At 74.3% G+C, this 12,818-nt stretch carries 1 protein-coding gene; it reads left to right on the forward strand.

From position 1 onward, the window contains the following. The first annotated feature begins 80 nt into the window (after positions 1 to 80). Positions 81 to 12,815 carry a non-ribosomal peptide synthetase gene (locus tag V5P93_RS12260; protein WP_181043605.1) on the forward strand — a complete coding sequence of 4,245 codons (12,735 nt, stop codon included), beginning with the start codon at positions 81 to 83 and terminating at the stop codon, positions 12,813 to 12,815. Positions 12,816 to 12,818 lie beyond the last annotated feature (3 nt).

Here is a 12,818-nt window from a genome sequence, read left to right on the forward strand (position 1 = left end):
GGGCCGGGTCTTGCCTTTCGCCACCCACCGCGGCCGTCTCGCCGCGCCGTCTACCCGCGCCCCACCGCCAGGAGGACATGGTGTCCGATCGTCCCGCCGCGCCCCCGCAGGTCGTGGAGCTGCCCGGCGCCGTGTGCGACGGCATCGACCGGCTCGCCGCCCGGCTCGGCCTGCCCGCGCGCCGGGTCACCGCGGTGGCCATCGGCGTGGCGGTCGGTGGTCTGCTCGCCCGGTCCGAGGTGCGCGTCGGCAGCGCGGACGGCGCGCTGGCCGTCACCCAGACCGCGCGGATGTCCTTTGTGGACGCCGTACGCGCGGCGCGGGACACCGTGGGCGAACCGGACGTCGTGCTCATGGACACCGGAACGGACACCGTCACCGGGTTCGAGCTGTGCGCGTGCGACGGTCCCGTGCCGCCGGAACTGGACATCCGGGTCGCGCTGACCGTGGCGTGGCTGCTCGACGCACCCGACGGGCCGCTCGCCCGGCTGTCGTTGCTGCTGCCCGAGGAGAACCGGACCGTGCTGGGGGAGTGGCACACCCGGCCCGACCTGCCGGTGCGCACCCTGCCCGAGCTGTTCGCCGAGCAGGTCGCCCGGTACCCGGACACCACCGCGGTCGAGGACGGCACCCGGTCGCTGACCTACCGCGAACTCGACGCCCGCGCCAACCGGGTGGCCCGGTCGCTGGTGGACCGCGGCGTCGCCCCGGACACCCCGGTCGTGGTGTCGATGGACCGGGGCGTCGACCTGGTCACCGCGTTCCTCGCGGTCACCAAGGCCGGTGGCGCGTACGTGCCCGTCGACCCGACCTACCCGGTGCGGCGCAAGCGCTTCATGCTCGACGACACCGCGCCGCTGCTCGCGCTCGTGGACACCCCGGGCAGGCTCCCGGACGTCGAGGAGGTCTTGGTCGCCGACCTCGACCAGCCCACCCGCGCGTCGCACGACCTCGCCGACACCGACCGGCTCGCGCCGTTGCGGCACACCCACATCAGCTACGTCATCTACACCTCGGGGTCCACCGGGGTCCCCAAGGGCGTCGCTCTCCCGCACACCGGCATGACCCGCTTGGTGGCCCGGCACGCCGACTACGTCACCGAGGGCTCCGGGCACCGCGTGCTGCTGCTGGCCTCCATCGGCTTCGACGGCTCGGTGTGGGAGATGACCATGGCGCTGCTCAGCGGCGGCACCCTGGTCATCGGCGACCCCGACGGCGTGCTGGCCGGGCACGCCGCCGCCGCGCGCGCCACGCACGTGACCGTGACGCCGTCGCTGCTCGCCGCGCTGCCCACCGAGGCGTTCGCCGACGGCACCACGATCATCACCGCGTCCGAGGCGTGCACCCGCGCGCTGGTCGACCGCTGGTCGGTGCGCCACCGGCTGGTCAACTCCTACGGGCCCACCGAGACCACGGTCTGCGCGACCGGCGGCTCCCTGCGCCCGGACGAGCCCGTCACCGTCGGCGGCCCGGTCCCGGCGACCCGGGTGTACGTGCTCGACGACGTGCTCCGACCCGTCCCGCCCGGCACCGGGGGTGAGCTGTACGTCGCGGGTCCCGGCCTGGCGCGCGGCTACATCGACCGCCGCGGCCTGACCGCGTCCCGCTTCGTCGCCGACCCGTTCGGCCCGGCGGGTGGCCGCATGTACCGCACCGGCGACGTCGTGCGCTGGGACGCGCGCGGCAGGCTGGAGTTCTTGGGCCGCACCGACGACCAGGTCAAGATCCGCGGCTTCCGCATCGAACCCGGCGAGGTCGAGGCCGCGCTCACCGACGTGCCCGGGGTCGACCGCGCGGCCGTGGTGGTGCGCGAGGACCAGCGCGGCGAGAAGCGGCTGGTCGCCTACCTGGTGCCCGACGGCGCCGACAGCGGCCACCGCGACCAGCAGGTCGACGAGTGGCGCGACACCAACGACGCGCACTACCGCACCGTCGAGGACACCGGCTTCGGCGACGTGTTCACCGGCTGGACCAGCGCGTACACCGGGGAACCGCTCTCGGACGACGAGATGGGCGAGTGGCGCGCGGCCACCGTCGAGCGGGTGCTGGAGTCCCGCCCCGGCCGCGTGCTGGAGGTCGGCGTCGGCATCGGGCTCATCCTGTCCCGCGTCGCCCCGCACTGCACCGAGTACTGGGGCACCGACCTGTCCGCGGTCGCGGTCGAGCACCTGTCCCGGCAGGTCGCCCGCGTGCCGGAACTGGCCACCCGGGTGCGCCTGAGCACGGCGGGCGCCCACGAACTCGACGACCTGCCGCGCGGCTACTTCGACACGGTCGTCATCAACTCCGTCGTGCAGTACTTCCCGGACGCGGAGTACCTGGCCGCGTTCGTCCGCACCGCGTTCGACCTGCTGGCCCCGCACGGCAGGTTGTTCCTCGGCGACCTGCGCCACCCGGACCTGCTGCCGGTGCTGCACTCCGCGATCGTCCTGGGCCGCGCGCCGCTGCCCGCCGACAACCGGGCCGCCCGCGACGCCGTCGACCGGCTGGCCCGCGGCGAGGAGGAGCTGCTGGTCCACCCGGACTTCTTCGGCGCGCTCCGGGAACTGGACGCGCGCATCGGCAGCGTGGACGTCCAGGTGCAGCGGGGCGCGCACCACAACGAGATGACCCGGCACCGCTACGACGTCGTCCTGAGTCGCGACGCGGCGCCCGTGGCCCACGCGGTCCCGGAACTGCGGTGGGGCACCGATGTCCACGACCTCGCCGGGCTCCGCGATGCGCTGCTGGACGGCGCGCCGATGCGGGTCGTCGGTGTGCCCAACGGCCGGTTGCGCGGGGAACTCGCGGCGCGGTCCGCGCTGCTCGCCGACGCCGAGCCCGCCGCGGCGGCCGCGCTGCTGGACTCCGCGCCGGACGACTCCGTCCCGGATCCCGAAGCACTGCACGGTATCGGTGCGGACCTCGGGCTCGGGGTACTCGCCACCTGGTCCACTGTGGAGGGCGCGCTTGACGTCGTCTTCCACGACCCGGCAGCGCCCGCGCCGACCGGTGACCTCTACCGGCCCGCCGACACCGGGTCGCCGTTGTCGGCCTACACGAACAACCCGCTGCGCGGCCTCACCGCCGCCGCGCTGGTCGCCTCCGCCAAGGCCGAGGTGGTGCGCGCGCTGCCCAGCTACCTGGTGCCCGCCGCGTTCGTCGTGGTCGACGACCTGCCGCTGACCACCAACGGCAAGCTCGACCGCGCCGCGCTGCCCGAGGTCGACCTGGGGGCCCGCGCGACCGGCACCGCGCCGCGCACCCCCGCCGAGGAGATCGTCTGCGGCCTCTTCGCCGCCCTGCTCGGCCTGCCGGAGGTCGGCGCGCGCGACGACTTCTTCGAACTCGGCGGCCACTCCCTGCTCGCCGCGCGCCTGGTCAACCGCGTCCGCGCGGTCCTGGGCGCGGACCTCGACGTGCGCGCGGTGTTCGACACCCCGACCCCGACCGGCCTCGCGGCCCGGCTCGGCGCGACCGGCTCGACCCGGCGGGTGCCGCCGACGGCCGTGGTGCCGAGGCCGGAGACCGTGCCCCTGTCCCCGGCTCAGCGGCGTCTGTGGTTCCTGCACCAGGTGGAAGGCCCCAGCCGGACCTACACCGTGCCGATGGTGACCCGGATTCGCGGGGCGCTCGACGACGCCGCCCTCGGGGCCGCGCTGACCGACCTGGCGACCCGGCACGAGCCGCTGCGCACGGTGTTCCCGCAGGTCGACGGTGAACCGGTGCAGCGGGTCCTGCCGTCCACCGACTTCCTGCGCCTGCTGACCTGCGCGGTCGACGAGGTCGACGCCGTGGTGGCGAGGGAGAGCGCCCGGACGTTCGACCTGGAGAACGAGTCCCCGGTGCACGCCGCGCTCATCCGGTACGCGCCGGAGGAGGCCGTGCTGGTGCTGGTGCTGCACCACATCGCCGAGGACGGCTGGTCGATGGGACCGCTGGTGCGCGACCTGGGCCGCGCCTACGCCGCGCGGGCCGCCGGGGCCGCGCCGGACTGGGTGCCGCTGCCGGTGCAGTACGCCGACTACACGCTGTGGCAACGGGACCTGCTCGGTGACGTGTCCGATGAGGACAGTGTGGCGGCCGGGCAGGTCGCGTTCTGGCGGGAGAACCTGGCCGGGGTGCCCGAGGAACTCGTGCTGCCGGTCGACCGCACCCGCCCGGCGCGCCCGTCGCACCTCGGCGGGGCTGTCGCGCTGAGCCTGGACTCCACCGTGCACCAGCGGTTGCACGAGCTGACCCGCGAGCACGACGCGACCTTCTTCATGGTCGTCCAGGCCGCCTTGGCGCTGACCATGACCAGGCTCGGCGCGGGCCCGGACGTGCCGCTGGGCACCGTGGTCGCGGGGCGCGCCGACGAGGCGTTCGACGACCTGGTCGGGTTCTTCGTCAACACCGTCGTGCTGCGCACCGACACCTCCGGCAACCCGACGTTCGCGGACTTGCTGCGCCGCGTCCGGCAGGCCGACTTGGCCGCGTTCGCGCACCAGGACGTCCCGTTCGACACGCTGGTGGAGCGGTTGCGGCCCGCGCGGTCGCTGGCCCGGCACCCGCTGTTCCAGGTCGCGCTGTCGCTCGGCAGGGGTTCCGGCCCGGACATCACCCTGCCCGGCCTGGACTGCGCCGCCGTGCCGGGCGGGGGTGTCGTGTCCCGGTTCGACCTCGAGGTCGACGTCGACGAGCGGTTCGGCCGTGACGGGACGCGCGACGGCGTGGACATCCGCGTGGTGTTCGCGCACGACCTGTTCGACGAGTCCACGGCCCGGTCACTCGGTGAGCGGCTGGTCGCGGTGTTGTGCGAGGTGTCGGGGGACCCTGAGGTACGGGTCGGCGAGGCCGCGGTGCTGGCCGCGTCCGAGCGGGATGCCCTGCTGGCACGGGGGATCGGCGATGGTCCGGTGGTCGGGGGCACGGTCGTGAGCGCGTTCGGGCTGAGGGTGGTCGCGGCGCCGGATGCCGAGGCGGTGACCGACGGGGTGGTGTCACTGTCCTATCGGGAGCTGGACGCGAGGTCGTCCGAGTTCGCGGAACTGCTGGTCTGGCGCGGTGTCGGCGCGGAGTGCGTGGTGCCGGTGCTGATGGACCGGAGTGTCGACCTGGTCGTGGTGCTGCTGGGGATCCTGAAGGCTGGGGCGGCTTACCTGCCCCTGCACACCGACGCGCCGCACTCCCGGTTGACCGAGGTCCTCGCCGGGAACGCGTCGCCGGTGCTGGTCGTCGACGACGCGCACGCCGACGACCCGTTCGCCCGGGAACAGGCGGCGGTGCGCGGGATCGCGCTGCCCGGCGACCGGGCCCCGGACGGAACCGGCGCCGAGCTACCGCCGGTGCGGCCGGACCAGGCGGCGTACGTCATGCACACGTCCGGATCGACTGGGCGGTCCAAGGGCATCACGGTCACCCACCGGGGAGTCGTGGACCTGGCGCTGGACCCCGCGTGGGAGGTCACGGCGCGCGACCGGGTGCTGTTCCAGGCGCCGCACGCCTTCGACGGGTCGACCTACGAGATCTGGGCGCCGCTGCTGATCGGCGGCGCGGTCGTGGTCGCCGGGTCGGGGCGCACGGACGCCGGATCGGTGCGCCGGGTGGTCACCGAGCAGCGGGTCACGCGGGTCTCGTTGGCCGCGGGTCTGTTCCGGGTGATCGCCGAGCACGACCCGGCCGCGTTCGCCGGGCTCGCCGAGGTCACCCTCGGCGGCGACGTCATCTCACCCGAGGCCGTACGGGCCGTGCTCGACGCCTGCCCGGACACCATCGTGCGGACCACCTACGGGCCGACCGAGATCACCATGTGCGCCACCCACACCGGGTTCCGCGCGGGCGACGAGGTGCCCGCGACGGTCCCGCTCGGCGGCCCGATGAGCGGCACCCGGCTGTACGTGCTCGACCAGTACCTCAACCCCGTGCCCGGCGGCGTCATCGGCGAGCTGTACCTGGCAGGCCCCGGACTCGCCCGCGGCTACACCGCCAACCCGGCGCTGACCGCCACCCGATTCACCGCCGATCCCTTCGGCGCGCCGGGGGACCGCGCCTACCGCACCGGAGACCTGGCCCGTTGGGAGGTCGACGGCACGCTGACCTTCCACGGCCGCGCCGACCAGCAGGTCAAGATCCGCGGGTTCCGCATCGAACCGGCCGACGTCGAAACCGCCCTGACCGCGCAGCCCGACATCACTCAGGCCGCTGTCGCCGTCCACACGGGGGCCAACGGCGAGAAGCAGCTGGTCGGCTACTACACGGGTACTGCCGACCCGGCCGACCTGCGCGGCGCGCTCGCCGCCGTCCTGCCCGACTACCTGGTCCCGCGCCACCTCGTCCCCCTCGCCACCTGGCCGCTGACCCGCAACGGGAAGCTCGACCGCGCCCAGCTCCCCGCGCCCACCCACACCACCACCGGCCGCGCGCCCCGGACCCCGCGCGAGCAGATCCTCCGCGACCTGTTCGCCGACACCCTCGGCGTCGACACCGTCACCATCGACGACGACTTCTTCCACCTCGGCGGCCACTCCCTGCTCGCGCTGCGGCTCACCAACCGGATCAACGCCACCCTCGACACCGCCGCCACCATCCAGACGCTGTTCCAGCACCCCACCGTCGCCCGGCTGGCCACCCGGCTCGACACCGCCGAGGCACCGCCGCCGGTGGTCGCCGCCGACCCGCGCCCCGACCGCGTGCCGCTCTCGCCCGCCCAGCGCAGGCTCTGGTTCCTGCACTGCCTCGAAGGGCCGAGCGCGAACTGGAACATCCCGGTCGTCACGCACCTGACCGGTGCCGTCGACGTGCCCGCGCTGCGCCGCGCGCTGTCCGATGTGGTCGGACGGCACGAGGTCCTGCGCACCACCTTCACCGAGCACGACGGCGAACCTGTTCAGGTCGTCGGGGTCGTGTCAGTCGACCTCGGTGTCTCGACCCACGCACCCGCTGACCTCGACGGGGTTGTCGCCGAGCACTGCGCGTACCCGTTCGACCTCGCCGCCGAGCACCCGGTCCACGCCCACCTCGCGCGGACCGGATCCGACGAGTCCGTGCTGGTGCTCGTCGTCCACCACATCGCGGGTGACGGCTGGTCCATGGGCGTGCTGCTCGACGACCTCGCCGCGGCGTACGCCGCGCGCACCGCCGGACGGAGTCCACAGTGGAGCCCGCTGCCCGTGCAGTACGCGGACTACGCACTCTGGCTCGGCGACCGCGAACACGACGCCGACCTCGAGTTCTGGGCCGCGAACCTGGCCGGGCTGCCCGAGGAGCTGGCGCTGCCCTACGACCGGCCCCGACCGGCCCGCCCCTCCCACGCGGGCGCGGTCGTCACCGTCGACATCGGACCCGACACGCACGCCCGGCTCCGCGCGCTCGCCCGCGACCGGCGCGCCACCCCGTTCATGGTGGTGCAGGCCGCCATCGCCGCCGTGCTGACCCGCTCCGGCGCGGGCACCGACCTGCCGCTGGGCACCGTGGTCGCGGGCCGCGCCGACGCCGCGCTCGACCACCTGGTCGGGTTCTTCGTCAACAGCCTGGTGCTGCGCACCGACACCTCCGGCGACCCCACCTTCACCGAACTCCTCGACCGCGTCCGCCGCGACGGCCACGCCGCGTACGCCCACCAGCACGCGCCGTTCGACCGGGTCGTGGAACGCCTGCGGCCCAACCGCACCCTGGCCAGGCACCCGCTGTTCCAGGTCGCCTTCGGCGTCGAGGACGAGGCCCCGGGCCTGCGGCTGGCCGGGGTCGGGGCGACCGCGCGCAAGGCGCCGCTGGACCCGGCGAAGTTCGACCTGCTCATCGGCGTGGTCGAACGCGCCGACGCGGGCGGCATGACCGCCACGCTCACCTACGCCACCGACCTGTTCGACGAGGTCACCGTCGCGGGGCTGGGTCACCGGCTGGCGCGGTTCCTCGACGCCGTCGCCGCCGACCCGGGCGCGCGCATCGGCCGGGTCGACGTGCTCGGCGCGGACGAGCGCGCGCGGCTGCTGGTCGACTGGAACGCCACCGCGGAGGTGCCGCCGCGCACCCTGCCCGAGCTGTACGCCGAGCAGGTGGCCGCGCACGGCGACACCCCGGCCGTCGAGCACGCCGGGGCATCGCTCACGTACGCCGAACTCGACGCCCGCGCCAACCGCGTCGCGCGGTTGCTGGCCGAGCGCGGTGTGGGCCCCGAGGTGCCGGTCGCGGTCTCGCTGCCGCGCTCGATCGACTGGGTCGTCGCGTTCCTCGCGGTCAGCAAGGCGGGCGGGGTGTACGTGCCGGTGGATCCGGCGTATCCCGCACAGCGCAAGCAGTTCGTGGCCACGGACAGCGGCTCCGTGCTGCTGATCGCCGACTCGCCGGGCGACCTCGGCCTGTCGACCCTGGTCCTCGCGGACACGGACCTGTCCGGCTACCCGGACGAGCCGTTGAACCCGGGACTCGACCACCGGCACCTCTGCTACGTCATCTACACCTCCGGCTCCACCGGAACCCCCAAGGGCGTCGCGCTCCCGCACACCGGCCTCACCCGCCTGGCCCGGCGGCACCGCGAGTTCGTCAGCGGGCCGGGGCACCGCGTGCTGCAACTGGCCTCCATCGGCTTCGACGGCTCCGTCTGGGAAGTCGCCATGGCGCTGCTGCTCGGCGGCACCCTGGTCATCGCCGAGCCCGAGGACCTGCTCACCGCCGCGCCCGGCGCCGCGCCGGACGTCACGCACCTGCTGGTCACGCCGTCGCTGCTGGCCGCGCTGCCCGACCACGCCGTGCCCGACGGCGCCGTCATCGTCACCGCGAGCGAGTCGTGCCCGCAGTCCCTCATGGACCGATGGGCCGCCACCCACCCCTTGCAGAACTCCTACGGCCCCACCGAGACCACCATCTGCGCCACCGGCGGTCCGCTGCGCGCGGGTGACCCGGTCACCATCGGCGGGCCCGTGCCCAACACCGACGTCTACGTCCTCGACGACGCGCTCCAGCCGGTCCCGCCCGGGGTCGCGGGGGAGCTGTACATCGCGGGCACCGCGCTGGCCAGGGCGTACATCGGCAGGCCGGGACTCACCGCGGGCCGGTTCATCGCCGACCCGTTCGGCCCGGCGGGCACCCGCATGTACCGCTCCGGCGACGTCGTGCGCTGGGGCACCGACGGCAGGCTGCGGTTCGTCGGCCGCGCCGACGACCAGGTCAAGATCCGCGGTTTCCGGGTCGAACTCGGCGAGGTCCAGGCCGCGCTCACCGAGGCGCCCGGGGTCGAGCACGCCGCGGTGCTGCTGCGCGAGGACCGGCCGGGGGAGCGGCGCCTGGTCGGCTACCTGACCGGCACCGCCCACCCCGACGCGGTCCGCCGCGCGCTGGCCGCCCGGCTGCCGGACTACCTGGTGCCGTCCGCGCTGGTCGTGCTGGACGCGTTGCCGGTCACCACCAACGGCAAGCTCGACCGCGACGCGCTGCCCGCGCCCAGCCACGACAGCACGTCCCGGGCCGCCCGCACGCCCCGCGAGGAACTGCTCTGCGGCATCTTCGCCGCGTTGCTCGGCCTGCCGGATGTGGGCGTGCACGACGGGTTCTTCGACCTCGGCGGTCATTCCCTGCTCGCGACCCGCCTGGCGAACCGGATCCGCACGGCCCTGGGCGAGTCCGTGTCGATCCGCACGATCTTCGAACACCCGACCGTCGCCGGGCTGCTCGGCGCGCTCGACGCGTCGGCCGGTGCCGCGGTGCCGCTGATCGCGCTCGACCCGCGTCCCGAGGAGGTGCCGGTCTCGTCCGCCCAACGCAGGCTCTGGTTGCTGCGCAAGCTCGACGAGCAGGCGGCCACCTACAACATCTCGCTGGCCAGCCGGGTGACCGGGGAGCTGGACGCGGACGCGTTGCGGCTGGCCGTGCGGGACCTGATGGCCCGGCACGAGTCGCTGAGGACGGTGTTCCCCGAGGTCGACGGTGTGCCGGTGCAGCGGGTGCTGCGGTCGGTGGAGGCGCCGGTCGAGTGGGTGCCGTGCGCGCCGGAGGACGTGGACGCCGTCGTGGCGCGGGAACGGGCGCACGCGTTCGACCTGGCCGCCGAGCCGCCGCTGCGGGTCGCGGTGGTGCGGGACCACGTCGTGCTGGTCGTGCACCACATCGCGGCCGACGGGTGGTCGATGGGGCCGCTCGTGCGGGACCTCGCCGCCGCGTACGCCGCTCGGGTGGCGGGTGCGGCGCCGGAGTGGACGCCGCTGCCGGTGCAGTACGCGGACTACACGCTGTGGCAGCGCGAGGTGCTGGGCGAGCTGTCCGATGAGGACAGTGTGTTGGCGCGGCAGGTGGAGTTCTGGCGGCAAGCGCTTGCGGGGCTGCCGGAGGAGCTGACCCTGCCCGTCGACCGCGCGCGTCCGGCCCGGCCGACCCACCGGGGTGGCGCGGTGTCGGTCGACCTGCCCGTCGACGTGCTCGACGCGTTGCGGGCGGTGGCACGGGACCACGACGCCACGCTGTTCATGGTCGTGCGGGCCGCGTTGGCGCTGACCCTGACCCGGCTCGGCGCGGGCACCGACCTGCCGTTCGGCACAGTCGTGGCCGGTCGCGACGACGAGGCGCTGGACGAGGTGGTCGGGTTCTTCGTCAACACCGTCGTGCTGCGCACCGACACCTCCGGCAACCCGACGTTCGCCGAGTTGCTGGCCCGGGTCCGCGCGGCCGACCTGGCCGCGTACGCGCACCAGGACGTCCCGTTCGACACGCTGGTCGAGCGGCTGCGGCCCGCGCGGTCGCTGGCCCGGCACCCGCTGTTCCAGGTGATGGTGTCGATGGCCGGTGACGGCGCCGGGCTCGTGTTGCCGGGGAGCGCGCCGCTCGGCGCGCCCCAGGACGTGGCGAAGTTCGACCTCGACGTCACCGTGAGCGCCGCCGAGACCGGTCTGCTCGTGCGGCTCGGGTACGCGCTCGACCTGTTCGACGAGAACACGATCGCGTGCCTGGGTTCGCGGCTCGCGGCGGTGCTGCGCGCGGTCGTGGCGGATCCGGCGGTGCGGGTCGGCGGCATCGGCGTGCTGTCGGGCACCGAACGGGACGTGCTGCTGGCGCGGGGGATCGGCGACGGCCCGGACGTGCCGGGGACCGTGGTGAGCGCCTTCGGTGAGCGGGTGGTCGCGGCGCCGGATGCCGAGGCGGTGACCGATGGGGTGGTGTCACTGTCCTATCGGGAGCTGGACACGCGGTCGTCGGCCTTCGCGGAGTTGTTGGCCTGGCGTGGAGTGGGCGCGGAGTGCGTGGTGCCGGTGCTGATGGACCGGAGTGTCGACCTGGTCGTGGTGCTGCTGGGGATCGTCAAGGCCGGGGCGGCTTACCTGCCCCTGCACACCGACGCGCCGCACAGCCGGTTGACCGAGGTCGTGGCAGGCAACGTTTCGCCGCTGCTGGTGGTCGACGACGCGCATGTGGACGATCCGTTCGCCAAGGAGCAGGCCGCGCTCCGCGGCATCGTGCGGCCGCACGACCGGGTGCCGGCAAGCGTTTGCGTGGCGTTGCCCGCGGTCCGTCCCGACCAGGCGGCGTACGTCATGCACACGTCCGGGTCGACCGGGCGCTCAAAAGGCATCACGGTCACCCACCGGGGAGTTGTCGACCTGGCGTTGGACGGTGTGTGGGAGGTGACCGCGCGCGACCGGGTCCTGTTCCAGGCGCCGCACGCCTTCGACGGGTCGACCTACGAGATCTGGGCGCCGCTGCTGGCCGGTGGGACGGTCGTGGTCGCCGGTCTCGGCACTGCGAACGCGGAGTCGCTGCGCCGGGTGATCACCGAGCAGCGGGTCACGCGGGTGTCGTTGACGGCCGGTCTGTTCCGGGTCGTCGCGGAAGGCGACCCCGGGCTGTTCGCCGGGCTGGCGGAGATCACGACCGGCGGTGACGTCATCTCGCCGGAGGCGGTGCGGGCCGTGTTGACGGCGTGCCCGAGCACCGTGGTGCGGACGACCTACGGGCCGACCGAGATCACCATGTGCGCCACGCACACGGGATTCCGCTCCGGTGACGAGATCCCCGCGACCGTGCCGCTGGGCGGGCCGATGAGCGGGTCGCGGCTGTACGTGCTCGACCAGTACCTCAACCTCGCGCCCGCCGGGGTGATCGGTGAGCTGTACCTGGCGGGCCCCGGACTCGCTCGCGGCTACACCGGCAACCCCACGCTGACCGCGTCCCGCTTCGTCGCGGATCCCTTCGGCGCGCCGGGGGACCGGGTCTACCGCACCGGAGACCTCGCGCGCTGGGAACCCGACGGCACGCTGACCTTCCACGGCCGCACCGACCAGCAGGTCAAGATCCGCGGGTTCCGCATCGAGCCCGCCGACGTCGAGGCGGCGTTGACCGCGCGGCCGGACATCACCCAGGCGGCGGTCACGGTCCACACGGCGGCCAACGGCGAGAAGCAACTGGTCGGCTACTACACCGGCGTCGCCGATTCGGCCGCACTACGCGACACGCTCACCGGGCTGCTGCCCGACTACCTCGTCCCGCAGCACCTCATCCCGCTGCCCACCTGGCCGTTGACCGGCAACGGGAAGCTCGACCGCGCGCAACTGCCCGCACCGGCCCACGACACCACCGGCCGCGAGCCGCGCACCCCGCGCGAGCAGATCCTGTGCGAGCTGTTCGCCGAGGCGCTCGGCGTGCCGAGCGTGGGGGTCGACGACGACTTCTTCCGCCTCGGCGGCCACTCGCTGCTCGCGATCCGGCTCGTCAACCGCGTCAACGCCACCCTCGACACCGACCTGACCGTCCAAGCCCTCTTCCAGCACCCCAGCGTCGCCCGGCTGTCCGACCGGCCGGAGCGGCCCACCCGGTCGCCGCGCCGCCGCCCGGCGCTGACCCGGCGCACCGGGGTGGGCCTGGACCGCTGACCC

Source organism: Actinokineospora auranticolor (genome assembly GCF_041897805.1).
GTDB classification, from domain to species: domain Bacteria; phylum Actinomycetota; class Actinomycetes; order Mycobacteriales; family Pseudonocardiaceae; genus Actinokineospora; species Actinokineospora auranticolor.